Source organism: Umezawaea endophytica (assembly GCF_025061645.1).
Lineage (GTDB): Bacteria > Actinomycetota > Actinomycetes > Mycobacteriales > Pseudonocardiaceae > Umezawaea > Umezawaea endophytica.
The window spans coordinates 67,380-92,178 of the sequence record NZ_JANYMP010000028.1; the positions used below are offsets into that span (position 1 = coordinate 67,380).

The 24,799-nt window shown below is 72.0% G+C and carries 27 protein-coding genes and 3 tRNA genes; 12 read left to right on the top strand and 18 right to left on the bottom strand.

Annotation, left to right across the window (positions count from 1 at the left end; genetic code table 11):
- Positions 1-11 precede the first annotated feature (11 nt).
- The 5 genes from NZH93_RS39920 to NZH93_RS39940 all read right to left on the bottom strand — a co-directional run bounded on the left by NZH93_RS39920 (position 12) and on the right by NZH93_RS39940 (position 3,071).
- Positions 12-560, bottom strand: a complete 549-nt coding sequence (locus NZH93_RS39920; RefSeq protein WP_259628514.1) for a type 1 glutamine amidotransferase domain-containing protein — start codon at positions 558-560, stop codon at positions 12-14.
- A 28-nt stretch (positions 561-588) separates the two neighbouring features.
- A complete protein-coding gene (locus NZH93_RS39925) occupies positions 589-1,293 on the bottom strand; it encodes an alpha/beta fold hydrolase (protein WP_259628515.1) in 705 nt (234 codons plus the stop codon).
- Positions 1,290-1,613 (bottom strand): DUF2516 family protein, encoded by a 324-nt coding sequence (locus NZH93_RS39930; RefSeq protein WP_259628516.1) that lies wholly within the window; start codon positions 1,611-1,613, stop codon positions 1,290-1,292. The genes NZH93_RS39925 and NZH93_RS39930 overlap by 4 nt, the downstream gene beginning before the upstream one ends.
- A gap of 358 nt (positions 1,614-1,971) precedes the next feature.
- Positions 1,972-2,661 (bottom strand): hypothetical protein, encoded by a 690-nt coding sequence (locus NZH93_RS39935; RefSeq protein ID WP_259628517.1) that lies wholly within the window; start codon positions 2,659-2,661, stop codon positions 1,972-1,974.
- Between the two features lie 5 nt (positions 2,662-2,666).
- On the bottom strand, positions 2,667-3,071 hold the full coding sequence (locus NZH93_RS39940) for a helix-turn-helix domain-containing protein (RefSeq protein WP_259628518.1): 405 nt from the start codon (positions 3,069-3,071) through the stop codon (positions 2,667-2,669).
- 125 nt (positions 3,072-3,196) lie between these two features.
- Here NZH93_RS39940 and tgmC point away from each other — a divergent pair, with 125 nt between their 5' ends.
- Positions 3,197-4,342 carry an ATP-grasp peptide maturase system methyltransferase gene (gene tgmC, locus NZH93_RS39945; protein WP_259628519.1) on the top strand — a complete coding sequence of 382 codons (1,146 nt, stop codon included), beginning with the start codon at positions 3,197-3,199 and terminating at the stop codon, positions 4,340-4,342.
- 17 nt (positions 4,343-4,359) lie between these two features.
- Here the strand turns inward: tgmC and NZH93_RS39950 are convergent, their stop codons facing one another.
- Complete coding sequence (locus NZH93_RS39950) at positions 4,360-4,755, bottom strand: TFIIB-type zinc ribbon-containing protein (protein ID WP_259628520.1); 396 nt, start codon at positions 4,753-4,755, stop codon at positions 4,360-4,362.
- A gap of 85 nt (positions 4,756-4,840) precedes the next feature.
- Between NZH93_RS39950 and NZH93_RS39955 the strand changes: the two genes are divergently transcribed.
- Entirely contained in the window at positions 4,841-6,856 is a 2,016-nt protein-coding gene (locus tag NZH93_RS39955; protein WP_259628521.1) for an NACHT domain-containing protein, read from the top strand.
- Here NZH93_RS39955 and NZH93_RS39960 read toward each other — a convergent pair.
- Genes NZH93_RS39960 through NZH93_RS39970 form a run of 3 tightly spaced genes read right to left on the bottom strand, consistent with a single transcriptional unit; the run spans position 6,825 to position 10,302 of the window.
- The gene (locus NZH93_RS39960) at positions 6,825-9,110 is read right to left on the bottom strand and encodes an FtsX-like permease family protein (RefSeq protein WP_259628522.1); all 2,286 of its coding nucleotides are present in this window, start codon (positions 9,108-9,110) and stop codon (positions 6,825-6,827) included. The genes NZH93_RS39955 and NZH93_RS39960 overlap by 32 nt on opposite strands.
- A complete protein-coding gene (locus NZH93_RS39965; RefSeq protein WP_259628523.1) occupies positions 9,107-9,781 on the bottom strand; it encodes an ABC transporter ATP-binding protein in 675 nt (224 codons plus the stop codon). Before NZH93_RS39965 ends, NZH93_RS39960 begins: the two co-directional genes overlap by 4 nt.
- Positions 9,778-10,302, bottom strand: a complete 525-nt coding sequence (locus tag NZH93_RS39970; protein ID WP_259628524.1) for a PadR family transcriptional regulator — start codon at positions 10,300-10,302, stop codon at positions 9,778-9,780. Before NZH93_RS39970 ends, NZH93_RS39965 begins: the two co-directional genes overlap by 4 nt.
- Positions 10,303-10,503: 201 nt before the next feature.
- Here NZH93_RS39970 and NZH93_RS39975 point away from each other — a divergent pair, with 201 nt between their 5' ends.
- Positions 10,504-10,962 carry a CGNR zinc finger domain-containing protein gene (locus NZH93_RS39975; protein ID WP_259628525.1) on the top strand — a complete coding sequence of 153 codons (459 nt, stop codon included), beginning with the start codon at positions 10,504-10,506 and terminating at the stop codon, positions 10,960-10,962.
- Between the two features lie 19 nt (positions 10,963-10,981).
- On the opposite strand, the gene NZH93_RS39980 is transcribed toward NZH93_RS39975, so the two are convergent.
- On the bottom strand, positions 10,982-12,235 hold the full coding sequence (locus NZH93_RS39980; RefSeq protein WP_372506978.1) for a DUF445 domain-containing protein: 1,254 nt from the start codon (positions 12,233-12,235) through the stop codon (positions 10,982-10,984).
- A 29-nt stretch (positions 12,236-12,264) separates the two neighbouring features.
- Here NZH93_RS39980 and NZH93_RS39985 point away from each other — a divergent pair, with 29 nt between their 5' ends.
- The 4 genes from NZH93_RS39985 to NZH93_RS50305 all read left to right on the top strand — a co-directional run bounded on the left by NZH93_RS39985 (position 12,265) and on the right by NZH93_RS50305 (position 16,841).
- Positions 12,265-13,440 (top strand): pyridoxal phosphate-dependent aminotransferase, encoded by a 1,176-nt coding sequence (locus NZH93_RS39985; protein WP_259628526.1) that lies wholly within the window; start codon positions 12,265-12,267, stop codon positions 13,438-13,440.
- Between the two features lie 358 nt (positions 13,441-13,798).
- Entirely contained in the window at positions 13,799-14,347 is a 549-nt protein-coding gene (locus NZH93_RS39990) for an RNA polymerase sigma factor (protein WP_259628527.1), read from the top strand.
- Positions 14,344-14,772: a hypothetical protein gene (locus tag NZH93_RS39995; RefSeq protein ID WP_259628528.1), complete on the top strand. Its 429-nt coding sequence runs from the start codon at positions 14,344-14,346 to the stop codon at positions 14,770-14,772. Before NZH93_RS39990 ends, NZH93_RS39995 begins: the two co-directional genes overlap by 4 nt.
- Positions 14,769-16,841: a CHAT domain-containing protein gene (locus NZH93_RS50305; RefSeq protein WP_308214296.1), complete on the top strand. Its 2,073-nt coding sequence runs from the start codon at positions 14,769-14,771 to the stop codon at positions 16,839-16,841. The genes NZH93_RS39995 and NZH93_RS50305 overlap by 4 nt, the downstream gene beginning before the upstream one ends.
- Here NZH93_RS50305 and NZH93_RS40005 read toward each other — a convergent pair.
- On the bottom strand, positions 16,819-17,949 hold the full coding sequence (locus tag NZH93_RS40005) for a S8 family peptidase (protein ID WP_308214297.1): 1,131 nt from the start codon (positions 17,947-17,949) through the stop codon (positions 16,819-16,821). The genes NZH93_RS50305 and NZH93_RS40005 overlap by 23 nt on opposite strands.
- 246 nt (positions 17,950-18,195) lie before the next feature.
- On the opposite strand from NZH93_RS40005, the gene NZH93_RS40010 reads away from it, so the two are divergent.
- Positions 18,196-19,068 (top strand): hypothetical protein, encoded by an 873-nt coding sequence (locus NZH93_RS40010; RefSeq protein ID WP_259628529.1) that lies wholly within the window; start codon positions 18,196-18,198, stop codon positions 19,066-19,068.
- A 381-nt stretch (positions 19,069-19,449) separates the two neighbouring features.
- Here NZH93_RS40010 and yczR read toward each other — a convergent pair whose 3' ends face one another.
- A complete protein-coding gene (gene yczR / locus NZH93_RS40015) occupies positions 19,450-20,910 on the bottom strand; it encodes a MocR-like transcription factor YczR (RefSeq protein WP_259628530.1) in 1,461 nt (486 codons plus the stop codon).
- A 61-nt stretch (positions 20,911-20,971) separates the two neighbouring features.
- Here yczR and yczE point away from each other — a divergent pair, with 61 nt between their 5' ends.
- On the top strand, positions 20,972-21,631 hold the full coding sequence (gene yczE, locus NZH93_RS40020) for a membrane protein YczE (RefSeq protein WP_259628531.1): 660 nt from the start codon (positions 20,972-20,974) through the stop codon (positions 21,629-21,631).
- On the opposite strand, the gene NZH93_RS40025 is transcribed toward yczE, so the two are convergent.
- Together NZH93_RS40025 and NZH93_RS40030 are read right to left on the bottom strand one after the other, a co-directional pair.
- Positions 21,603-22,136 (bottom strand): Clp protease N-terminal domain-containing protein, encoded by a 534-nt coding sequence (locus tag NZH93_RS40025; RefSeq protein WP_259628532.1) that lies wholly within the window; start codon positions 22,134-22,136, stop codon positions 21,603-21,605. The two genes, yczE and NZH93_RS40025, sit on opposite strands and share 29 nt — an antisense overlap.
- Entirely contained in the window at positions 22,136-22,348 is a 213-nt protein-coding gene (locus NZH93_RS40030) for a helix-turn-helix domain-containing protein (RefSeq protein WP_259628533.1), read from the bottom strand. Before NZH93_RS40030 ends, NZH93_RS40025 begins: the two co-directional genes overlap by 1 nt.
- A 62-nt stretch (positions 22,349-22,410) precedes the next feature.
- Between NZH93_RS40030 and NZH93_RS40035 the strand changes: the two genes are divergently transcribed.
- Complete coding sequence (locus NZH93_RS40035; protein ID WP_259628534.1) at positions 22,411-23,136, top strand: protein phosphatase 2C domain-containing protein; 726 nt, start codon at positions 22,411-22,413, stop codon at positions 23,134-23,136.
- Between the two features lie 178 nt (positions 23,137-23,314).
- Here the strand turns inward: NZH93_RS40035 and NZH93_RS40040 are convergent.
- The 4 genes from NZH93_RS40040 to NZH93_RS40055 all read right to left on the bottom strand — a co-directional run bounded on the left by NZH93_RS40040 (position 23,315) and on the right by NZH93_RS40055 (position 24,053).
- Positions 23,315-23,388, bottom strand: a tRNA-Phe gene (locus tag NZH93_RS40040).
- Positions 23,389-23,421: 33 nt separating this feature from the next.
- Positions 23,422-23,495: transfer RNA gene (locus tag NZH93_RS40045), tRNA-Asp, on the bottom strand.
- Positions 23,496-23,546: 51 nt separating this feature from the next.
- A tRNA-Glu gene (locus NZH93_RS40050) sits at positions 23,547-23,619 on the bottom strand.
- Between the two features lie 188 nt (positions 23,620-23,807).
- Entirely contained in the window at positions 23,808-24,053 is a 246-nt protein-coding gene (locus tag NZH93_RS40055; RefSeq protein WP_259628535.1) for a hypothetical protein, read from the bottom strand.
- 151 nt (positions 24,054-24,204) lie between these two features.
- Here NZH93_RS40055 and NZH93_RS40060 point away from each other — a divergent pair, with 151 nt between their 5' ends.
- Both NZH93_RS40060 and NZH93_RS40065 read left to right on the top strand, forming a co-directional pair.
- On the top strand, positions 24,205-24,453 hold the full coding sequence (locus NZH93_RS40060) for a hypothetical protein (protein ID WP_259628536.1): 249 nt from the start codon (positions 24,205-24,207) through the stop codon (positions 24,451-24,453).
- Between the two features lie 134 nt (positions 24,454-24,587).
- Positions 24,588-24,797, top strand: a complete 210-nt coding sequence (locus NZH93_RS40065; RefSeq protein ID WP_259628537.1) for a heavy-metal-associated domain-containing protein — start codon at positions 24,588-24,590, stop codon at positions 24,795-24,797.
- Positions 24,798-24,799 lie beyond the last annotated feature (2 nt).

Sequence of the window (24,799 nt, forward strand, 5' to 3'; positions counted from 1 at the left end):
GGTCCCGGTGATCAGCCCAGGTCGAACGCCTTCAGCGCCTCCCGGTTGAACGCCTCGAGGTCGCCGGGGTTGCGGCTGGTGACGAGCGTCCAGCCGTTCATCACGCACACCTGGACCTCCAGGTCCTCCCAGGAGCCACCCGCGTTGCGGATGTCGGTCTTGAGGCTGGGGAACGAAGTCAGCATCTTGCCCCGGACGACGTCCGCCTCGACCAGCAGCCACGGGCCGTGGCAGATCGCGGCGACGGGCTTGCCCGCGGCCACGTGCTCCTGCACGATCCGCACGGCGTCGGGCTCCAGGCGCAGCAGGTCCGAGTTGGCCACGCCGCCGGGGATCACCAGTGCGTCGTAGTCGCTGTCCACGGCGTCGGCGAACGCCACGTCGACGTCGAACGTGTCGGCGGGCGTCAGGTGGTTGAAGCCCTGGACGGTGCCGAGCTTCGGCCCGAGCAGCCGCGGCACCCCGCCCGCCTTCTCGACGTGCTGCCACGGGTCCGTGAGCTCGATCTGCTCGATGCCCTCGTCGGCCACCAGGAAAGCGATCTTCTTCTGTTCAGCCATGGCCTCCGGATACCCGAACGACCTGGCCTCACACACCGACGAAGTCGACCAGCAGCTTGCGCAGCTCACGCCGGTGCGTGACGAGCGGGGTCCGCGACGGGAACACCTCGACCACGCCGTTCGGGAACGCGGCGGCGGTCGCCTTCGCGACCGACTCGGGGTGCAGCGGGTCGTCGGTCGCGGCCACGACCAGCACCGGGAGGGTCACGCGGGCCAGCACACCGGGGTCGGCCACGCTCACCTGGCGCGGCAGCGCGGCGACGGCGGCGCTGAGCCGCCGGAACGCCGCGGCACGGGCCTGGAGGTAGTCGCCCGCCTCGACACCTTCGGGGAGTTCGACGGCGCTGACCAGGTCGTCCACGGTCTGCGCGGGCCGGGGCCGGTCGAGGGTCGCGGGCAGCAGGAGCGCGACCCGCTCGAACGCGTCCGGCCGGGCGGCGAGCAGCGCCACGAGCGCACCCGCGCCGAGCGAAACACCGATCGCACGGGTCGCGCCGACCTCGCGGGCCACAGCCCACAGGTCACCTGCGATCCGCGAGTACGTCCAGTAGCCGTCCGGCGCGTCGGCGGCGCCGCTGTGCGAGGGGAGCGTCACGACGACGCGGGTTCCGGGCAGCCCGGAAGCGGGGATGCGGGCCTCACCGGCGGTCGCGCCGAGCCCGTGGACGATCAGCGTGGTCGGCTCACCACCGCCGAACGCCTGCCAGCGCAAACCGCTGGGCAGCGGGTTCACCAGCGGGGACCGCGCTGGATCTCGATCAGCTTGGGCCGCACGTCCACCACGTACACCATCACCGCGACGACACCGGCCAGCCAGAACATCCCACCGGGGCTGCTGAGCTGGAACACCATCAGCACGAACGCGCCACCACCGGTGATGCCGAGCCACGCGGGCTTCGTCAACCTCTCGGCGGCGGTGAAGGCGTCGGCACGCTGCGTCACGGCGTGCGCGAACGCGTACACACCCATGATCAGCGCGGCCCAGCCCACCGCGTAGAGGATCCAGGCGTCCAGGTACAGGGGGTTGAACTGGGGCACCCTAGAAAACAACACGGGTCCCAGAGTACGTGCTGTATCAAGGCCGCGACTCCGTCGCGGCGGCTCGGCCGCCTGTAGTCGGCAGTTCGTGCCCCGATTTTTTCGAGCCGAGCAGAGACTCGACCACACGGCCGCTCCTCCGGAGACGGCGGCTCGGCCGCCTGAAGTCGGCAGTTCGTGCCCCGATTTTTTCGAGCCGAGCAGAGACTTCGTCCCCGCCCGGCTCGAAAAAATGGTGACCCGACCTACCGACGCGGCCTCGCGTGGTGGGTGTTCACGTCTGACCGTGGTGAACGACCCGGGTGCAAGGCGGTGTTCACGTCCGGCTGTGGTGCCGGACGTGAACGACCCGCTTGCGTGGTGGGTGTTGGTGTTACTTGGTGGTGCTGGTGGGCGACTTGCGCGCGGTGGTGGTGCGGGGGGTGGTCGACGGCTTGGTCGCGGTGGTCGCGGGCTTGCTGGGGGCGGTGCGGTTCGCGGCCTTGCGGGTGGTGCTGCGGACCTCGTGCGCCACCTCGCCGCCGACCTCCTCGACCGTCTCGGCGAGCGCCTCGCTGGCGTCGTCGATGGCGACAGCGGCCTTCTCGCCGACCGAGCGGGTGCGGCGGGTGACCTTGCCCAGGACGTCGTCCGCGAGTTCGCGGGCGTCGGAGGCGGCGGACTCGGCGCGCTTCTGCGCGGCCTCGACGACCTCCTCGACCTGGGCGGTGGCCTTCTTGACCTGCGGCTGGGCGCGCAGCTTCTCCAGCGTCGCCTCGCCCTGCTCGGCCAGGTAGGTGTAGAGGTGCAGCGCGGACTGGGTGTAGGCGTCGACCAGCTTGCGCAGCTCGGCGGGCTCCAGCTTCTCGCGGAGGCCTGCGACCTCGTTGGGCAGCTCGTCGACCGCGGACTTCGCGGCCACGGTGCGCTCGTCGATGGTGTGCTTGGCCTTGTTCAGCGCTTCGATGACGGCCTTGGTGGCCAGGTCACCAGCGCCGAGCGCGGCGAGCAGCGGGGTGCGCGCGGCGGCAGCGGCCTGCTCGCCCGCCTTGCGCAGTTCATCCTGGGTGGGAAGGTTCGGCATGGAGATCACTCCTCGGGTTGACTACCGTCCACATCGGACTTCGATTGCTTGGCGGCGTTCTCCCGCCGGAAAGACTCGTAAACGTCGAGCAGCACCTGCTTCTGCCGCTCGGTGAGCTCTGGTGCGACGGCGATGGCGTCGGCCAGCGCGCCGCCTTCTCGCTGTTGCAGGATCCCGGCCTCGACGTAGAGCGCCTCGGCGGAGATCCGCAGACCCTTGGCGATCTGCTGGAGGATCTCCGCGCTCGGCTTGCGCAGGCCCCGCTCGATCTGGCTGAGGTACGGGTTGGAGACACCGGCGAGCTTCGACAGCTCCCGCAACGAGATCTTCGCGTTGCTGCGCTGCTGCTTGATGTAGTCGCCGATGTCACGACCGAGGTCGGCGACCGCCTTGTCGATGGACTTGTCCACTTCCGGGATCTCCTTCCGCTCGGCTCGAGAACGACGTTACGCGCGAGTGCTAGCAGTTGCAAGCGGGCTGCTAGCAAATCCCCCGTGGCCTCCACCACACCGGTAAAGTCGTGGTGGGAGCCCACATGCACGAGACCGTGAACGACCCCGCAGCGTTGCGGGCACGACTCGCCGACGACCTGATCACCGGTGGCGCGGCGAGAGATCCGCGCTGGCTGCGGGCGTTCCGCGAGGTGGACCGGCACGCGTTCCTGCCCCGGTTCTTCCGCCAGCTCACCGACGGGCGGTGGGGGCCGGTGGACGCCGAGGACCCGGACTGGCTCCCGCTCGTCTACCGCGACCGGGTCTGCGTGACCCAACTGGACGGCGACGACGGCGCGTGGGGGCGAGCGCTCGGCGACGGTGCCGTCCACGGGGTACCCACCTGCTCGTCGAGCATGCCGACGATCATGGCGATCATGCTGGAGGCCCTGGAGGTCGAGCGGGGGCACGCCGTGCTGGAGATCGGCGCGGGCACCGGCTACAACGCCGCGCTGCTCTGCCACGCGCTCGGCGACGACCGCGTGACCACCGTCGACGTCGACCCCGGCGTGCTCGCCAGGGCCCGCGACCACCTGGCGGCGGCGGGCTTCCGGCCGACCTGCGTCGCGGGCGACGGTGAACTGGGGTGGCCCGAACGGGCGCCGTACGACCGGGTGCTGTGCACCTGCGCGGTGTCGCGGGTCCCGACCGCGTGGCTCGCCCAGACCCGGCGAGGCGGCCTCGTCGTGACGACGCTCAACCGGTCGATCGGCGCGGGACTGGTGCGGCTGGTGTCGGACGGCCGCGGCGGCGGGCGCGGGCGGGTGCTGGTGGAGGACGGCCGGTTCATGCCGCTGCGGGCCCACGCCCAGGGCTGGGCGCCCGACCTGCTCGCGCTCGCCCGCGAAGCCCCCGCCGACGAGCGCGGCCGAACGGCGCTGGACCCGGACCTGGTGGTCGACCCCGGCAGCCCGTTCGAGTTCTTCGCCGGGCTCGTGCTCCCGGACGTCGTGGTGGGCCACGGGGACCGCCACCGCGTCCACCTCGCGCACCCCGACGGCTCGTGGGCCCGGTTGCGCACCGGGTCCCCGCGCGTCGAGCAGGGCGGTCCGCGCAGGCTGTGGCAGATCGCTGAGGAGGGCTACCGGCAGTGGCTGGGCCTGGGCAGACCGCGCCGCGAGAGCTTCGCGTTCACGGTCGACCAGGACGGCCAGCGGTTCCACCTGGGCGAGCTGGACTGGCCGGTGTAGCCGCGGCAAGGGCGCCGCTAGTCGAGCAACTCCTCCAGGAAGCTGCGCCTGCGGGGCGGCGGGTAGTAGCCCGGCTGCGGGTACCCGTACCCCGGAGCGGGATAACCGGGCGGCGGCGTGCCGGGCGGCGGCTGGTACGGCGGCGGGACTCCCGCGGGCTGCGTGGAGTGCGCGGGCGGCGCGGGCTGCGGAGCGGGCGGTGGAACCGCTGTGGGATCGGGGTTCTCGTGCGGCAGCGGCAGCGGGATGTGCGCGGGCGGCGGGGCGGCGGCGTAGTGCTCGCGTTCGGCGGCCACGATCTGCTCCAGCTCGCCGCCGTCGAGGAAAACACCCCGGCAGCGCTCGCACTGCTCGATGTGGACGCCTCCCCGGTTGATGGTCCGCATCAGGTCCTGGCACTTGGGACAGATCACCAGTCGAGCGTACGCAGCGACGACACAGTTGACACCAGCGTGCCCGTGTCGACACCTGGCGTGACGGGTGAGTCATGATGCCGGGGTGTCCAGACTTCGCCAACGGGCTGTCCTCACGGGGTGCGCGGTCGCCGCGCTGCTCGCACTGGTCGGTCTGTTCGCCACCGGTGCGGGCGTGGACCCGCACCTCTGGCTGGGCGGGCTGGCGGTCGCGTTCCTCGTCTTCCTCGCCGTGCTCGACCCGTGGCTGCACCGCCGCCGCGCCGCGGGCCTCGCGACCGAGCAGAACCTCGACGCCGCCGCGAAAGCGCTCGCGACGGCGCTGCACCTCCAGTGGGCCGAGGAGTGCACGGCGCGCAAGTTGACCGAGCGCGGCGACCTGCTGGACCTGCACTGGACGGCCACCGAGCTGGACGTCAGCGACCGGCCCGCCGCGCCGTCCGGGCACAGCGACGGCGTGGTCGGCGCGTTCGAACGCCAGCCGCACCACCGGATCGTCGTGATCGGCGAACCCGGCAGCGGCAAGAGCACCGTCGCGATGCTGCTCACGATCGGCCTGCTGGACCGCTATCTCGACGGCGCGGTGCCGGTGCTGCTGCCGCTGTCGACGTGGGACCCCGCGGTCGAGGACGTGCGCACGTGGATGACCCGCAGGCTCTACGAGGACCACCCCGCGCTGCGCAACACCGAGCTGTACGGCAGCTACGCGGCGGACCTGCTCGTCGAGCAGCGCCGGGTGTTCCCAATCCTGGACGGGCTGGACGAGATCCCCGACGCCCGGCGCGCCGACGCGATGGAGCGGATCAACCGGGCGTTCCCGGTGAAGTCGCCGCTGGTGATCACCAGCCGGATCGACGAGTTCGTGGACACCGTGTCGCGGGTCGGCGCGGTTCCGGGCGCGGACGTCGTGGAGCTGCACCCGTTGGACCAGGAGGAGGTCACGGCCTACCTGCGCGCGGGCGCCGACCCGGTGAAGGCCGCGAGCTGGGAGCCGATCTTCCTGCACCTGCGGGCCGAACCGGACGGCCACCTGGCCGAGGTGCTGTCGGTGCCGCTGATGGTGTGGCTCGCGAGCACCGTCTACGGCACCGGCGTCGGCGAGCCGTCCGAACTGCTCGACCGGACGAGGTTCGCGGACCACAAGGCGATCGAGGACCACCTGGTGGACAGCCTGGTGGAGCGGGTGTTCGGCAACGTCGACACGGCCTACCAGGCGCACGCGAGCCAGGCGTGGCCCCGCGACCAGGCCCGCCGGTGGCTGGGTTTCCTGGCGCGGCAGATGCGCAGGCAGGGCGTCCGCGAACTGGCGTGGTGGGACCTGCGGCGGTCGGTCGGCAACGTGTGGCTCGCGGTGCTCGGCGCGCTGGCCGTCGGCTCGATCGGCGGCTTCGGCGTCGGCTGGCTGATGGCGTACGCGGGCACCCCGAAGATCGCGCCGCTCACCGGGCTCATCGCCGGGGCGGTGGTCGCGGTCGCCGCGCTCACCGCGTCCGGCAGGACGTTCCGCGCCCGGACGGCGAAACCCCGCCTCGGGGTGTGGCGCAGCCTGGTCGTGACGAGCGGCACCATCGGCACGGCCACCGGTCTCGCGTTCGGCGCCCTGTACGGCCTGTCGGCGGGACTGGTCGTGGGACTCGGCCTGGCGGTGGCGACCGCGCTGCGGTTCGCCACCGCCAGTTCCGCCGAGCTGACCCACCCGTCGAGCCCGCAGTGGACCATGTCCCGCGACCGCGTCGCCGTGTGGACCGGTTCCCTGGTTCTGGGCGTGGTCTTCGGCGCGGCGGCGGCCATGGTGTTCGGCGTGAACCAGACCGGCATGATCGGCCTCGGCCTGTCGTCCGGTCTGCTGCTGGGGTTCGCGCTGTCCGTGCTGCACCTGCGCTGGTGGTGGTTCACCGTGGCGCGGATCTGGCTGGCCGCGCGGATGAACCTGCCGTGGGAGCTGATGGTGTTCCTCGACGACGCCCGCAAGCTCGGCGTGCTGCGCCAAGCGGGCGCCTGCTACCAGTTCCGCCACGCGCTGGTGCAGGACCGCCTGGCCGACAAACCGCTCCCACGGCGGATCCAGCTCATTCCACGCGCAACCCCGTCGCCCCGGTAGCCCTCCGCACCGCGGGCAGCGTGCACAGGGTCACGACCAGCACCATCCCCGCGACCGTCGCGGCCAGCACCCCGATCCCGGTCGGGTCGAGGCGCAGCGGGAGGATCGTCGCCCGCTGGAACAGCAGGCCCATCCCCGACCCGAGCACCACCGCGACCACGACGGCGAGCACCAGCGGCACGGCGTTCTGCCACAGCAGCGACCACGCCAGCGTGCTGCGCGGCACCCCTCCGGCCGCGAGCACCGCCAACGGCCGCCGCCGCGTTCGCACCTGCTCCAACGCCAGCACCAGCAGGCTCGCCCCCGCGAGCGCCACCACGAGCAGCGTCCCGGCGAGGAACAGCCTCCGCAGGGTCCGGTAGTCCGCGGCGTCCCGCTCGGGGTCCGGGGGAACGGAGATCCTGGATATCGAGTGCCGCCCGAGCGGGCCGAGCGCGGTGATCGCGCGGTCGAGCGCGTCCGGCACGGACAGGTCCAGCGCCACGTCGAGCTTGCCGGAGGTGCGGCCGACGTCCACCCCCCGGAGCGCGCCGGGGGTGACGAGGACCTGTCCCACCAGCCCCGACTGCGACAACGGGACGTCGAGCATCTCGGGCAGGGTCCACCGACCGCTCACCAGCCTCAGGTCCGACGGGTCGAGGACGTCGACCTGGTCACCGGGTCCCGGCACGTCCGCGACGGGCCCGGCGGCCCGGAACGCGTCGCCGTCCTGGCAGTGGTCGAACCGCGCGACCGTGCGCAGGGACGCGCACGACCCGATGACCACGGTGGACGGCTTGGGCTGTCCCGCGGGCTGGATGGTGAAGCTCCGCGTGGCCGTGACCGAGCGGACCCCGGCGGTCCCGCGGACGTCGTCGGCGATCTCGTCGGTCCGCGCGCCCGCGGGGTCGGGCAGGTAGATCACGAGCGCCTCGCGGTCGTCGCTCTGGTACGGCCGGTTCATGACGCTCGCCTCCTGGCCGACCATGACCGTCTGGAGCGCGATGCCGCCCGCGAGCACGACGGCGACTCCGCCTACGACCCTCGCGGCCGACCCGCTGTCCATCTGGAGCCTGCGCACGGCGAGCTGCCACGACGGCGGACCGCCCCGCAGCCGCCTGACGGCCTTCTCGACGACCCACGGCAGCACCAGGGGGATCCCCAGCAGCAGCAACGCGAGCGCGACGAGCGTCAACTCGGAGCGCAACAGGGCCGACTGGTCGACGAACGACCCGATCCTGGTCAGCAGCAGGCCCGCACCGAGCAGGATCGGCGCGAACCGCCACCACAGCCGTCGCCGCGGGGGTTCGGACTGGCGCACCACGCCGAGCGGGTCGACGACGCTGCCGCGTTGGGTGACCAGCGCGGTCGCGACCGACAGCGCGGGCACGACCAGCACCACCAGCAGGGCCAGCAGCGGCCGCGGTGTCAGGTCGCCGGCGAACGCGCTCACCCCGAACAGCTCGACGCGTTCCACGAACGCCCGCAGCAGCAGGAAGAACCCCGCGCCGAGCACCAGGCCCACGACGGATCCGGCGAGCGCGTCCCCGGTGGCGATCCGGCGGACCTGGCGGGAGCTCGCGCCGAGCAGCCGCAGCGCGGCCAGCCTGCGTTCGCGCTCCGGGCCGGCGAGCCGAGTGCCGATCGTGACGAAGACCAGCACCGGCAACAGCAGCACGACCACGCCGACCAGGCCGATCGCCCAGAACCAGACGTTCCTCGAAGTCCACACGCTGCTGAAGCCGAACGTGTAGTACGCGGTCCGCTCGGTCTGCTCGATCGTGGAGTCGCCCGCGATGTAGAGCAGGTGGTTCGGCCCGATCAGACCTTCCTGGGAGATGGTCCCGACGACCCGCTGCGGGAACCTCGGCCGCAGCAGCTCGCCCTTCGGCGAGGCCAGCAGGTCGGCGAGCGCGGGCGAGACCACGATCTCCCCGTCACCAGGAATCCGTTGCAGGCCGGGCGGGATCGGGGCGCGCGGCCCACCGGGCCAGACGTAGCTGCCCATGATCTCCTCGCCGTCGAAGCGCTCCGGCGTGTAGGCGCGGTAGAGCGGGTCCACCCCCGGTGGCCGTTCCCCGCTCTGCACGACCCGTGACGCGTCCTGCCGTTCCTGCCGTTCCGAGATCGCGGTCGGCATGGCGGTGCCGACGAACAGCACCGCCACGCCGAGGCCGACGCTGACACCGGTCAGCGCGATCCGCCGCCACGACGACCGGCCACCGCCGAACGCGATGCGGACGCCGAGCGCGAGGTCGTTCACCCAGCCCTTCACCCGGCGTGCTCCACGAGCCGGGACCGGCCGTCGCGGACGACGACCTCGCGGTCGGCGTACGCGGCGACGCGCGGTTCGTGGGTCACCAGGACGACGGCCGCGGAGGTCGCGCGGGCGGCGGCGAGGAACAGGGTCATCACGCGTTCGCCGTTGAGCGAGTCGAGCGCGCCCGTCGGCTCGTCGGCGAAGATCACCTTCGGTGCGGTGACCAGCGCGCGGGCGACCGCGACCCGCTGGCCCTGGCCGCCGGACGTCTCGCCGGGCCGCTTCGCGGCGACGTCGGCGACCTCCAGCTTCTCCAGCCAGTCGGTCGCGCGGCTCTCCGCGTCCCGCCGCTTGACCCCGGCCAGGCGGAGCGGCAGCGCGACGTTCTCGACGCACGACAGCTCAGGCACGAGTTGGCCGAACTGGAAGACGAAGCCGAACTCGGTGCGGCGCAGTTCGCTGCGCTTGCCGTCGGGGAGCGAGCCGAGGTCGACGCCGCGGTAGTGCACGCTGCCCGCGTCGGGCGTCAGGATGCCCGCGAGGCAGTGCAGCAGCGTGGACTTGCCGGAGCCCGACGGGCCCATGATCGCGACGATCTCGCCCGCGTCGACGGTCAGCCCGGCCCCCGCGAGGGCGGGGGTGGGGCCGAACGCCTTGTGCAGGTCGGTGGCGGACAGCAGGGTCATCGACCGACCTGCTTCGCGAGCTCGTCGAGGCGGGCCGTGGTGAGTTCTAGCCAGCGCAGGTCGGCTTCGAGGTGGAACAGGGCGTAGTCGCAGATCAGCTTGTCGGCGAGGTCGCCGTCGGTCTTGCGACGGGTCAGCTCGCGCATCGCGTTCAGGTGGGCCGCGCGCTGGGTGTCCAGCACGTCCGCGGCCTCGCGGCCGGACAGCAGCGCCAGCACGACCTTCGTGTACAGCGTGTTCTGGAGGTACGGCTCGGGCTTCTCCGGTGTGCCCAGCCAGTTCTCGACGTCGGTGACGCCCGCGTCGGTGATCGCGTAGCGCTTCCGGTCCGGCCCCGAGCCGGACTCGACGCCCGCCTCCTGCACGAGTCCGTTGCGCAGCAGGCGGGACAGCGTTGTGTACACCTGCCCGTAGTGCAGGGGGCGGTCCTGGCCGAACTGGTCGTCGTAGGCCTTCTTCAGGTCGTAGCCGTGGCCGGGGCCGCGTTCGAGCAGACCGAGAAGGGCGTGTCCGAGTGACATGTCGGCGACTATACACACGACGTATACACACGGTGCATACCTGCCCCTCGGCGGCACGAACCAACCGGTTGACGCACGTTGTCGGCTCGAACGGCACATCGCCGCCGGGTTGCCGGCTACAGTGGAGAGGTGACTGGTCTGGCAGCCGGCTGGGATCACGCGAGCTCCGCGCACGATCGAGCCGGCGATGCGGAACACGATGTGGAACTGCTGCTCGCCTTCCTCAACACCCGTGACCTGGAACTCGGCACCGACGTGTTGGACGGCGCGGCCTCGTGGCGGGCCTGGGTCGCCGAAAGACGCCTGGGCCACGTGGACGACCTGGCGACGGTCCGTTCGGCCCGGATCGCGCTCCGCTCCGCCCTCGGTGAACGCGCCGCGGCGAAGCCGTTCTCCGGCACCGTCCGGATCGAGTTGAGCCAGGGCGTGCCGATGATCGCGACCACGGACGCGCTCGGCGCCGTGCTCGCGGCGGCCGCGCGGGTCGCGCTGCTGGGGTCGTGGGAACGGGTGAAGGTCTGCCAGGCGGAGACCTGCCAGGCCGCGTTCTTCGACCGCTCCCGCAACCGCTCGCGGACGTGGTGCTCGATGCAGGTGTGCGGGAACCGCGAGAAGGCCCGGCTCTGGCGCGAGCGCACCAGAGCCCTGAGCGCCTCCTAGCCTTTCGGGGCCGCCGCGCCTAGGTGACGAGCTGGCTGATGGTGTAGATCACCAGGCCCGCCAGCGCGCCCACGACGGTGCCGTTGATGCGGATGAACTGGAGGTCGCGGCCGACCTGCAACTCGATCTTGCGCGAGGTCTCCTCGGCGTCCCAGCGCTCGACCGTGTCGGTGATCAGCGTGGTGATCTCGGCCCGGTAGTTCGTCACGACGTACGCCGCGGCGCCCTCCAGCCAGCCGTCGACCTTCTCGCGCATGGCGTCGTCGTCCACCATCCGGTTCCCGAACGACAGCAGCCCTTCGCGCACGCGCCTGCGCAGCTCGCTCGACGGGTCCTCGGCGGCGTCGAGCAGCATCTTCTTCGCCGCGCCCCACGCGGAGCCGATGAAGTGCTGCACGTCCGGGTGCTCGACGAGCTGGTTCTTGACCGTCTCCGCCCGTTCCATCGTGACCGGGTCGTGCTGGAGGTCGTGCGAGAACTCGATCATGAACTGGTCGAGCGCCAGCCGCATCGGGTGGTTGAGGTCGGTCTTCACCGCCCACGCGAAGTTCAGCAGCTCGGTGTACGCCTTGTCGCCCAGCAGCGTGTCGACGAACTTCGGCGACCACGTCGGGGCCCGCTCGGACACGACCTGGAGGACCTTGTCGTGGTTGTTGTTCACCCAGTCGTACGTGCGGTCGATCACCAGGTCGACGAACTTGTGGTGCGCCCCGTCGGTCAGCACCTGCCCGAGCAGCTTGCCAAGCGGCGGCCCCCACGGCTTCTCCACCAGCCGCCGCACGATCCCCTGGTCGATCACCGCCTGCACGTCCTCGTCGCGCAGCACCGTCACGGCGCCCTTGACGATGTTCGACACCTCGGACGTCACGCGCTCGGCGTTCACCGGCTCGGACAGCCACGTCCCGACCCGGCGGCTGATGCCGATCCGCCGCAGCTTGTCGCGCACCACGTCCTCGGCCAGGAAGTTCGTGCCGACGAAGTCACCCAGCGCGCCGCCGAACATGTCCTTGCGGGTCGGGATGATCGCCGTGTGCGGGATCGGCAGCCCAAGCGGCCGCCGGAACAGCGCCGTCACCGCGAACCAGTCGGCCAGCGCGCCGACCATGCCCGCTTCGGCGGCGGCCCGCACGTAGCTCCACGCGTCCCCGTCGCCCTCCAGGAACAGCGCGACGAGGAACACCACCGTCGCCGCCACGAAGAAGCCGGTGGCGACCAGTTTCATCCTGCGCAGGTCTCGCCGCTTGACCTGGTCGGCTGCCGTCAGTTGCTCCACCACACCATTGTCCGTGAAGATTCGACGTTGTGCGGGTACCAGCGCTAGTCCCCAGATTGCGGCCGTTCACCTCGACGATCTTCGCGGAGATGACGGCCTTGGCCCAACGCACCGGCGCGGTGAACCTGGGCCAGGGTTTCCCGGACACGGACGGGCCGGTGAGCATGCTGGAAACGGCCAAGAAGTCGATCGACGACGGCCTCAACCAGTACCCGCCCGGCCCCGGCACGCCCGCGTTGCGCCAGGCCGTCTCGGACCACCGGAAGCGCTACGGCACCACGTACGACCCGGACACGGAAGTGCTGGTCACGGTGGGTGCCACCGAGGCCATCGCGGCCACCCTGCTGGCACTGGTGGAGCCCGGCGACGAGGTGGTCCTGTTCGAGCCGTACTACGACTCGTACGCCGCCTCGGTGGCCATGGCGGGCGCCACGAGGAGGACGGTCGGCCTCGTCGAGGACCCCACGACCGGCAGGTTCGGCCTTGACGTGGACGGCCTCCGCGCCGCGATCGGCCCGCGCACGCGCGCGGTGCTGGTCAACACCCCGCACAACCCGACCGGCACCGTCTTCACCAGGGCCGAACTGGAAGCCGTCGCGGCGCTCTGCGTCGAGCACGACCTGCTGGCCATCACCGACGAGGTCTACGAGCACCTGGTCTTCGACGCCCACGAGCACGTCCCGCTGGCCACCCTGCCGGGCATGGCGGAGCGCACGGTCACCATCTCCAGCGCGGGCAAGACCTTCAACTGCACCGGCTGGAAGATCGGCTGGCTCTGCTCCACCCCGGAGCTGGTCGCGGCGGTGAAGGCCGCGAAGCAGTTCCTCACCTTCGTCGGCGGAGCCCCGTTCCAACCGGCCGTGGCCCACGCCCTGAACCACGAACTGGCCTGGGTGGAAGCCCTCCGCACCTCACTGGCCACCAAGCGCTCCCGCCTCTCGGAGGGCCTCGCGGAAGCCGGCTTCGCGGTCCGCCCGAGCGAGGGCACGTACTTCATCACCGCCGACGTACGCCCCCTCGGCTTCACCGACGGCGCAGAACTCTGCCGCGCGCTACCGGAACGGATCGGCGTGGCAGGCGTACCGGTCCAGGTCTTCACCGACCACCCCGACCAGTGGAAACACCTGGTCAGGTTCGCGTTCTGCAAGAAGGACGAAGTCCTGGACGAGGCCCTGCGCAGACTGCACAAACTCACCCCCGGCTAGCCCGTCCCGCCACCAGCCAGCCCACCACCGCCAGCGGCCGAACCCACGACCGCCCACCACCGCCGCCAGCCCTACCCACCACCGACCAGCAGCCCCACCCACCGCTGCCCGACGACCGGACCCACCACCCACCGGCAGCCGGCCGCCCTCGAAGGACGGCACCCACACTCCCCCCGTCCCCCCGATCCGAAGCGCCCTCATCGTTGATCTTGGTTTGTCAAGGCATCTTTCCCGCCTTGACAAACCAAGATCAACGATCGAGACAATCAGCGAGCGGGGTGACGCCCCACCCACCCAAAACACCACACGATCGAGCGAGTATCGGAGCCAAACCGGACCACCGGCCTTCCAACCCGCCATGCGCGACCTGACGAACGCCGAACTCGTGGCCCACGCCAAGCTCCACAGCGATCCCGCCTGGCAGGAGATAGTCCGCCGCCACCTCCCCCTCCTGTGGTCCACCGCGAGGTCGGCGGGCCTGCGGGAGGCGGACGCGGCGGACGTCTGCCAGTTCACCTGGCTGACGCTCGCCGAGAACCTCCACCGGATCCGCACGCCCGCCAAGCTCTCCGGCTGGCTCATCACCACCGCGCGGCACGAGGCCCTGCGGGTGCGGAAGGTTCGCGGCCGGGAACTCCCGGTCGACCTCTGGGGGCCGCCGGAACCGGACTTCCCCAGCCCGGAGGAACTGGTCCTCGCGGACGAGCGGGCGAGGCGGCTCTGGCGGGCGTTCGCCGGCCTCACCGACCAGTGCCGGGACATCCTCCGGCTGGTCGCCTACGCCCCGGACCTCACCTACCAGGACGTCGCCGAGGCACTCGGCATGCCCGTCAACAACCTGGGCTCGACCCGCAGCCGCTGCCTGGCCGTCCTGCGCCGCCGAGTGGAAGCGGAGGCACGGGTGTGACCGACGACCTGCTGGGCGACCTCAAGTCCCTCCTGGACCGGGTGGACCCGACCCCGACCCGCCTGTCCGCGCCACCCGCGTTCCCGCCTCCCGGCGACCACGTCCCGCTCGACTGGTGCTCCGACTCCGCCGTGGCCACCCCGACGGGCATGCGCGGCGCCGGCACCTCCCGCTCCCTGCGCTTCACCAGCGACCACACCACCATCGACCTCCGCCTGGACACGGACCTCGGCGTCCGAGCCCTGGGCCTGGTGCACCCGCCCCGAGGCGGCTCCGTCCTCATCTCGTGGCCCGACGGCGGGTCCACCAGCGGCATCGACACCGTCGGCTGGTTCCGCGCCGATCCGCTGCCCGCCGGTCCGCTGCGCTTCGTCGTCCGCCAGCCCGGCCTGCCCGACCTGAGCACCGGCTGGTTCGTCCAGTGACCCTGCACGCCGAGTGCCTGGAACAGGTGGAGCTGGGCCGTCTGCCCGCGGCGAGGAAACTGGCCCTGCGAGGTCTTCGGCAGGCCGCCGACGCCCGCGAGGGTGCCGGGTTCCGCCTGGTGCTGGCCTGGATCGAGCTGGACCGCGGCCGACCGGCGGCCAGCGCGGAGCACCTCGACGCGGCCGTCCCCCACCTGACCGGCAACGACCTGGCCCGAGCACGCTGCCTGCGCGGGCTGCACCTGTGCCAGACAGCGGACCCGCGCCTCGCGGCGGCCCACCTGACCGGGGTCGTCCGCGACCTGAAGCGGTACGGCGACGCCCGGTGGCTGGCCAACGCGCTGATCGGCCGGGGCATCGCCCGCGCCCACTCCCTCCGGCTCGCCGGCGCGGACGCCGACTTCACCTCCGCCCGAACCACCCTGCTGGGCATCGGCGAACCGGACCGGGCCGCGATGTGCCTGCACAACAGGGGTTTCGTGGCGAAACTCGCGGGTGACCTCCCCACCGCGCTCCGGCACTACGAGCAGGCGGCCCAGGACGGCCTCGCGACGACGCGGCGTCCGGAAGCACTGGTCGACCGCGCCGAAGCGCTGCTGGCCGCGGGTCTCGTGCGCGAGGCGAGGACCGTCCTCGCCCCGGCGATCACCCTGCTCGACCGCTGCGACCGGGGTTCACGCCTGCCGGACGCCGTCCTGCTGGCGGCCCGGTGCGCGTTGGCGGACAACGACTTCCACCAGGCGCGGGCGCTCGCCGACCGGGTGCCCGGCTGCGCCGCCAGAGCGGTGTCCCTGCGCGCGCGGCTGGCGACCGGCGAACACCCGGCGGTCCGCCGCACGGCCGCCGAGTGCGACCGCCGGGGCGCGCACGAGGACGCCGCCGAACTCCGCCTGGCGGCGGGCGTCCCGCTCGACGTCCGCCGCGGCACGTCCCGCTTGAGGGCGCTCGGCGCGCTCGACACCGCCCGGCGCGCCACCACCCGCCGCCGGGCCGCGGCGGCGTGCCGGGCGGGCCTGGCCCTGTCCGACCCCACGACCTGGCCGGGCACCGAGCTGCGGGGCATCGCGCTCGGCCACGCACTCGCCAACGGCGACGCCAGGTCGGTGCTGCGCTGGTCGCGGACGGCCGTCCCCGGTGCGGCTCCCGCGTCCGCGCGGTCCGCCGAACTCCGCCTGGCCCGCGCCGGGGACGACCACCGGCGGGTGGTGGCCCTGGAGCGCGAGATCCGCCGCCTGGCGGTGGCCACCCGCCCGACGCCGCCCGCCCCCACCTCGGCGACGACCCGGCTCGCGTTCGTCCGGCACGGCGGTGACCTGCACGCCGTCACGGCCGTCGCCAACCGCTTCCGCCTGCACCGGGTCAGCCCGCTGGACGACCACGTCGACGCGCTCCGCCTGGCCGTGGAAGCCGACCGCCCGGCCGCCGTCGCGCACGCCGCCGGAGCGCTGGAGGCCCTGCTGCCCCCGACCGGCGACGGCCCGATCACCATCACCGGTTCACCTCCCGGTCTGCCCTGGGCGGCCCTGCCGTCCTACCGCGGCCGCGCGATCTCCCTCGACGGCGCGGTTCCGCCGAACCCGAGGCCGCCGCGCGGCGGCGCGTGGATCGCGGGCCCGGCGCTGGTCCACGCGACCCGCGAGGTGGCCGCCCTCCACCGCCTCCACGGCGGCGTGATCCGGACCGGTCGTTCGGCCACTGTGGACGGCGCGCTGCGGGCGATGGACGGGACGGACGTCGTCCACGTCGCCGCGCACGGCCGGTCCCGCGGCCTGTTCTCCGCACTGCAACTGGCGGACGGCGAATTGCACGAGCACGACCTGGGTCGGCTGCGCCGCCCCCCGCGGATCGTCGTCCTGTCCGCCTGCGACTCCGGGCTGGCCGCCGCGTTCCTGCGCCACGGCGCCGAAGCCGTCATCGCCTGCGCGCTCGCCGTCCCGGACGACCGCACGCCCGCGCTCATGGCGACCGTCCACGCCGGACTGCGCACCGGGCTGGACGCGGCGGGCGCGCTCGCCAGGGCCCAGGTCGCCCACGACGACCGGGCCTTCACCTGCTTCGGATCGGGCTGAACTCCGCTGCGGCCTCGTCGCGGGCCTGCCGCGGGGTCCGCCCCTCGCGGACGAGGTGCGCCACGCGGGCCGCGACCCGCGGCGCGGCGAAGGACGTGCCGCTCCACCGCGCGTACCCGTACTCCCGGCTCTCCGTTCCCACGGGCGCTCCGAGCGACGGCACCAGCCGCACGTGGCTGCTGACCACGTCCACCCCTGGCGCGACGGCGTCGACCCACGGCCCGTGGTTGGAGAAGGAGGCGTCCGCCCCCACGGCGAGCACCTCCGGCAGCGCCGCGGGCCACAGCGGTCGGGAGGTGCCGCCGTTGCCCGCGGCGGCCACCACGGCGGCGTCGGGGAACGCGCTGATCTCGCTGCGCAGCAGCGGCGGGCAGCGGTCGTCGACGGTGTGGCAGCCCGCCGTGAGCACGACGACGTGCAGGCGTTCCCCGTGCTCAGCGGCCTGCGCGCGGATCCGCCGGAGCCCGGTGGCGACGGTGACGTCGTCGCTCAGGCCCAGCGACGAGAGCACGCGGTGGTGGCGGATGACGACACCGGGCGCGTGCTGGAGGAGCACCCCCGCGACGAACGTGCCGTGGCCCGCCTGGCGGTCCTGGCCCGCGCGCCCGTCGGCGTCGAGCACCTCCGGCGAGTGGCCCCACTCGGCGAACCAGCGCCTGCCCGCGAACCACGGGTGCGGGTCGAGACCGGTGTCGAGGACGGCGGCGGTGACGTCCCAGCGCTCGCGGCGCGGCGGCTCCGGCGGCTCGGCGCCGGTCGGCACGGGCCGAGCCGTGCCGATCATGATCGGGCTCCCGACGTGCACGTTGTTGGGCGCGTAGCCGTGGTCCTGCGCGATCCGGACGCACTGGCCGCGCTCGTCCGGACGCAGCCTGATCCGGGCCACCCCCAGGTCACGGGGCTCGTCGACCCGGTCGATCCAGCGGCCGAGCCGGTCCACCGCGCGTGGCAGTTCGTCCGGGAAGACCAGTAGTTCGCCCGAACGGACCAAGCACTCGGCGGGGCCGCCGCTGTCGTGCAGGACGAGGTCGGGACGTTCGGACCGCCACCCGCCGACCAGTTCCGCGAGTGAGGTGACCTGCGCACTTCCGTCGAGTTCGGGGTCCACGGTGGACACCATCGCCGATGGCGGGACCGTCCACAGCGGACAGGGGGAGTCATCACCCGAACTCGTGAAGAGCGACGGAAAGTGTTCACCCGGCTCAGCGACTACCCGGACAGCCGCACCGCGCCGCCCTTCCGAGTGGTTCCGCCCGTCAACCTTCGAAAACGGCGTCACCAGTGCTAGACATAGCACAGTGTCAGCCCCGAAAACCGGTTGTGGTTCGCGGTGACCCGGACGGTGGTGATTTCCGTGGCAGGAGCAGATGCGGTGCGCGGCACCGGGTCTCTGCTGGTGCGGGCGCTCGCCGTCGGCGGGCTCACGGCCGCCGCCTGGTTCTTCGGCGGCGCCGTCGCGTCCGCGACCCCGGCCGACGCGCTGCCGGACGCCGCGAGCATCTCCGAGTTCGTGCACGCCACCATCTCCGAGCACCGCGAGTCCCTTGAGGACGCGCGGCCGGAGGTGCCCGTGATCCGCGAGCAGTGGACCACGGCGCTCAGCACGGCACCCGTCGCCCTCGACTTCCTCGACCCCACCCGCGTTCCCGCGGAGGTCGAGGAGGAGTTCCTCGACGTGCCGTGGCCGCAGGAGGACGCCGAGTTCGGCGAGGCCGCCTCACCCGTGTACTCGGGCGGCGTCGTCAACAGCGGCACCCAACGCTCGGGCACGGTCTCGAACACGATGCCCGAGGAGCTGTACACGGCGAAGGTGACCGCCAAGGCGGCCGCGAAGCTCGCCGCCGCTCCCGCCCCCGCGCCGGTCGAAGTGGCCGTTCCCGCGGTGGAGGAAGTGGCCGTGGCGGTCGTCGACGCCCCGAGGTGGGGCGTCGAGGCGATCACCACGTCCGCCCCGGTGGTCGAGGCCGACACCCCCGCGGCCAGCGGCCTCGAGTGGGAGGTGCCGCGGCCCGCCGCGCCCGTCCCCACGCCGCAGCCCGCCCAGTCCCCGACCGCGCCCTCCGCGTCGTCCAACTCGCACGACAACTCCGGTGGCGCCCGTGGTGGCCTCGCCGTGACGACCGCCCAGTCCTCGCCGCACCAGCCGTCCGTGTGGACGGCCGCGCGGCGCGACGACGGGCGAACGCCCGGCAGTGTCCAGGGCCTGCCGAGTTCCTCACCAGACTGACCAGGGCACGACTGTGCCCTGACCATGCCCGTTGACCGGCGTTCTACCCGGTCCCGTGGCCGTACTCCTCCTCCAGCCGCACCCAGGTTGTGCGTGTCCTCGGCGTTCGCGCCGCAGCGACCGCACGCCCGCCCAGGCTTCCCGACCTGCCGACCGCGCCCCAGCAGGTCGGGTTGGCCCAGGTGCCGCACTGCCCCGCGACACCAGGGCCTCACCCCGGAACCTGCGGCAGGGGACGTTCCGCCCCGAACGTCCCCGCCGCAGGTCCACGGGAACTGCCACCGACATCCCGGCACATCGAGGGGCTGTGCCGGAACGATCGGCAGGCAGGCGCCGGTCGGTCCCCGCCGCGAACGCGGCGGGGACCTCGACCCCCTGACCTCAGGCCACCGGAACGGCCAGGTCCCCGTCCACCGCCGCCGTGGACCCCGCGACCAGGTCGGCCACTGCCCCCAGGCGCCGCGCCGCCTCCCGCAGGACGTCGACGGGCAGCCCGTACGGCAGCCGCAGCCAGCGCTCCAGCCCTCCCTGCGCCGCGAACCGCGACCCCGGCACGAGCCGGAGCCCGTGGCTCTGCGCCACGACCGCGATCTGCGTGCTGATCGGGGCGTCCAGCTCGCACCACAGGACGAGCCCGCCTCCCGGTCGGCGGAACGTCCACCTCGGGCAGTGCTCGCGGACGCTCTCCACGAGGACGTCCCGCTGCACGACCAGTTCGGCGCGACGAGCGCGCAGCACGGACTCCGGGTCGGTCAGCAGCTCGGCCATCACGAGCTGCTCGTACACCGCCGTGCCGAGGTCGATCGCCGTCCGCGCCGACACGAGCCGGTGCACGACGTCCGGCCGGGCCCGGATCCACCCGACCCGCATGCCTCCCCAGTGCGACTTGCTCGCCGACCCGATGGTCACCACCAGCTCGTCCGCGTACGCGGCCATCGGCCGCGGGGCGTCGGCCGGGTCGCCGTCCAGGTCCAGGTCCACCAGCGACTCGTCGATGATCGCGGGCGTGCGGGCTCGCCGCAGCAGTTCCCCGAGCCGGGCCCGGCCCTGGTCGTCCAGCCGGTGCCCGGTCGGGTTGTGGAAGTCCAGGACCAGGTACGCGACCCGCGGTGCGGCCTGCCGCAACGCGGCCGCGATGCCCGCGAGGTCCCACCCGTCCGGCAGGAGCGGGACCGGCACGGGGATCGCCGACACCGACCGGATGGCGTCCAGCGCATTGGGGTAGCTGGGCTGCTCGACCAGCACGCGGTCGCCGGGGCCGGTGAACAGCCGCAGCGCCAGCGCGATGGCGTGCTGGGCGCCGCTGGTGATGACGATGTGCTCCGGCGAGGTCGGCAGCCCCCTCGCCGTGTAGCGGTCCGCGATCCTCCGCCGCAGGTCGAGCACGCCGTGCTCGTGGTAGCCGTGGCCCGCGAGGTGTTCGGGCATCCTCAGCCGCACGGCCTCCATCGCCGCCGCCATGGCGGGCACGGCGGGTGGCGCGGCCCGTGCCAGGTCGATCTGGCTCCGGCTCGACGGCGCCAGGTCGACCGCCGGGCTCAGCGCGCCGGTGGGCAGCGTGATCCACGAGCCCGCGCCGCGGCGGCTGGCCACGACGCCGTCCTCGCGGAGCTGGTCGAGCGCCGCGGTGATCATCGTCCGGCTCACCGGCAGCACGTCCGCGATCTCGCGCTCGGACGGCAGCCGCGTGCCGGCGGGCAACTGGCCCTCCAGGACCAGCATCCGAATCCCGGACGCCAGGTCGGCAGCGCCCTGCCGGGCCCCTCTCCGGCGCCAGTCACCCAGCAACCGGGCCAGCCGCTGCCCTGATATGCGTCCACCTAGCGGGATTCCCTGGTCCATGAGGCCAATTATTGTCGATTGGCCCTGGAATACAAGGCCAATCAGAACGCAGGATGACCACATGACCGCCCCACGCCTTGCCGCGCTCACGGCCGCCCCGATCACGGCCGCTCCCGTCCGACGCCTGACCCAGCTCGTCGTCGGCCTGTGCCTCTACGGCGCGTCGATGGCGCTCCAGATCCGCGGTGCGCTCGGCCTGTCCCCGTGGGACGTCCTGCACGAGGGCCTGACCAAGCGCACCGGCCTCAGCTTCGGCACGATCACGATCATCGTCGGAATCCTGGTCCTGCTCTGCTGGATCCCGCTCAGACAACGCCCCGGCGTCGGGACGGTCGGCAACGTCCTGGTGATCGGCGTGGCCGTCGACGTCACCCTCGCGGTGCTGCCCGCCCCCGCCGAGCTGATCCCCCGGATCGCGCTGCTGACCTCGGGCGTCGTCCTCAACGCGCTGGCCGCCGCCATCTACCTCGGCGCCCGCCTCGGCTCCGGCCCCCGCGACGGCCTGAGCACCGGTTTCTGCGCCCGCACCGGGGCGTCGCTCAGGCTGGTCCGCACCGTCGTCGAGGTGGCGGTGCTGACCAGCGGCTGGCTGCTGGGCGGCACCCTGGGCATCGGCACCGTCCTGTACGCCCTGGCGATCGGACCGCTCACCCAGGCGTTCCTCCCCCGACTCACCTGGGTCGAGGACTCGCTCAGCCCTGACCCGCGACCAGCTTCCTGACCTCCGCGTACGTCACGCCCTTCGAGGCCAGCACCTCGGCGGCGAGCCCTCCTCCCGCCAGCAGCGCGAGCACGAGGTGCTCGTTGCCGAGGTAGTTGTGCCCCAGGTCCCTCGCCTCCAGGAGGCTGCGCTCCAGCGTCTTCTTCAACGCGGGTTCGAACGGCTTGTGCTCCCCGAACAGCCACCGCTTCTTGCGCGTGACCATCGTGGCCAGCGCCCCCTCGCCCAGCGACTGCTCGATGCTGTCGACGATCTGGTCGACGTCGATCCCCAGCCCGCGCAACGCCTCCGTGTCCGCCTCGCTCAGCCCGCCCTTGCGCCGGGCCGCGCGCAGCGCGTCCTCGACCTCCTCGCGGGACAGCTCGAACCCGGCGAGCACCGGCGTTCCCAGCAGCGCCAGCAGCATGTGCGTGCGCCCGACCTCGGAGGCGGACTCCTGCTCCGCTTCCTTCACCGCGTCGCGCACCGCCTGCCGCGCGTCCCTCGTGAACCGCTCCCCGATCATCAGCCCCGCCCTCCGTGCTTCTTGTGCACCGCCTGCCGGGTGACCCCCAGCTCCGCCGCGATCTCCTGCCATGACCAACCCCGCACGCGGGCGTTCCGGACCTGCACCGCTTCGAGCTGCTCCAACAACCGCCGCAACGCGCTCACGGCCCGCAACCCGACCTTCGGATCCTGATCACCCGCTGCCGAGGCCAACTCCGTAGCCTTCGTCATGACGTCAACGTAGGTTGACACTTGGGTTTTGTCAACCCAAGTTGACGCATACGGTGGGTCGGGTGATCCGCACAGCCGAGCGCGCCGCACCGGGCCACCTCTCCGAGGACCGCGTCTTCACCACCGCGAACGCGGTCGTCGTCCTCGACGGCGTCACCTCGACCAGACCCCCGGACAACAACGGCGCCTGGTACGCCCAAACCCTCGGCGAAGAACTGCTGAACCTCCTGACCAGCGACGACGACCTGGCAGACCTCCTGGCCACGGCCATCACCCGCATCGTCGCCCGCCACGACCTGACCCCCGGCGACTCCCCTGCCAGCACCGTCGCCATCACCAGGTGGACCCACGAGAAGATCGACACGCTCGTCCTGGCCGACAGCCCGATCATCACCTTCGGCAGGACCACCACCGTGATCGCCGACACCCGCCTCGCAGCCCTGCGCCCCATCACCAGGGACCAGGTCCCGCTCCTCCGCAACCGCCCCCACGGCTACTGGGTAGCCGAAGCAGACCCAACGGCGGCCCACCAGGCAAAACGCAAAACCCTACCCAGGGCGGACGTGGAAAAGGTGATCATCGCCACCGACGGCGTCTCCTGCGCCGTGGACGACTACCAAATCTTCGAATCCTGGCAATCAGTCCTCGACCTCATCACCGCGGACGGCCCAGAAGCAGTTCTAGACCAAATCAGAGCCGCGGAACTCTCAGATCCCACCCACACCAGATGGCCAAGACCAAAAACCCACGACGACCAAGCCCTGGCCCTAATCGACTTCACCGCATAAAAAACCCACAGTGATCAACACCACAACAAACCGCACACACGAATAACCCAAACCACACGGGGGGTGCAGGGGGGCGAAGCCCGCCCTGCCTTGGGGTCTGGGGCGAGAGCCCCAGGGGCGCACAGAACGAGACAGCCCCATCTGCGATTTCCGCAGATGGGGCTGTCCCGATGTCGAGTGGCCAGGGGCGGGGTCGAACCGCCGACCTACCGCTTTTCAGGCGGTCGCTCGTACCAACTGAGCTACCTGGCCATGTAGCGGCCGGGGTGTTACCGAACGCTATAGCGACCCAGACGGGACTCGAACCCGCGACCTTCGCCGTGACAGGGCGACGCGCTAACCAACTGCGCCACTGGGCCTTGCTCTTGCTTTTCGTGCAGTCTAGCTTGTCACTTTTCTAGCCTAACACGTGCCCCCAACGGGATTCGAACCCGTGCTACCGCCTTGAAAGGGCGGGGTCCTAGGCCGCTAGACGATGGGGACCTTGCAACTTCCGGCAGCCCTTGTGCGGGCCACCCTCTGTCTCGGGCCCTCCAACTGCTGTCCGTTGGAAGCTCCGTAAGCATAGGACACGAGTGCCCATTACTCCAAAACGGGGGTCCTACTTAGAGGCTGATCTGCGGAAATCGGCTCCGACGGGTGCCGACACACCCGTCGGAGGTCCGCTTCGGCTACCTCTGGACCGGCGAGGGGCCTCCGTCCTCGCCCGGCGACAGGCCGAGCATGTCGAGCAGGAGCCGGCAGTCCTCGGTGCCCAAGGCCCCGCGGGCCACCGCCAGCCGTGCTCGGTGGACTTGATCGTCGGAGATCCTCGAAGGTTCTCCGGTTCGTTGGGCGGGGACGCCGCCCGCTGCCTGCCTCGACAAACCGTCGTCCTGCGTCCACAGGAACTGGCGGACTTCTAGGGACCCGCTCATGACACCCTCCCCGACTTGAGGTTGGCGCGAGGCTAAGCGACCTCGGTCGGGCGCCGCAGCCCCCCGGAGAGTGATTCCCCCGCGACTCAGTGTCACTCCCCGTAGGTGCCCACGCGGGATCGGCCGTGAACGGGCGGGGAAAGATGGGCGTATGACTGAGGTGGAGCCGGACCCCGAGTCCGCGTCGAACTCTTCCCCGCAGGACCCGCAGGCGGCCCCGTTCGACCCGCAGGCGGTCTTCGCGGCGCTGTCGATCACGAACATGGAGGCGGACGTCGAGGCCTTGCTGAACGACCGGATGGGCCAGCTCGACGAGATGCTCGACGGGCTGGACCAGCTCGTCGCCCGCATCGAGGGCGAGGTGAACCAGTTCGAGAAGGGCGTCGACCCTCCACAGTAGACTGGAATGGTCACGCCCAGTTCCCGTTCGACCACGGTGAGTGCGCTGGTGATCAGCCGCACCCTGTCTCGCAGTTACCCCCTGGGGGTATGCTGATCCCAGCGTCTCACGACCGAACGAGAGGACCACGGCACATGTCCGTCACCGCCACCTTCACCGTCTCCGGGATGACCTGCGGGCACTGCGTCAGCTCGGTCACCGAGGAGCTCACCGAGCTCGACGGCGTCACCGACGTCGCGGTCGTCCTCGACAGCGGCGCGGTGACCGTCACCAGCGACCGCGAACTGGGCCAGGACGAGGTGAAGGCCGCGGTGACCGAGGCCGGCTACCAGTTGGTCGGCTGACC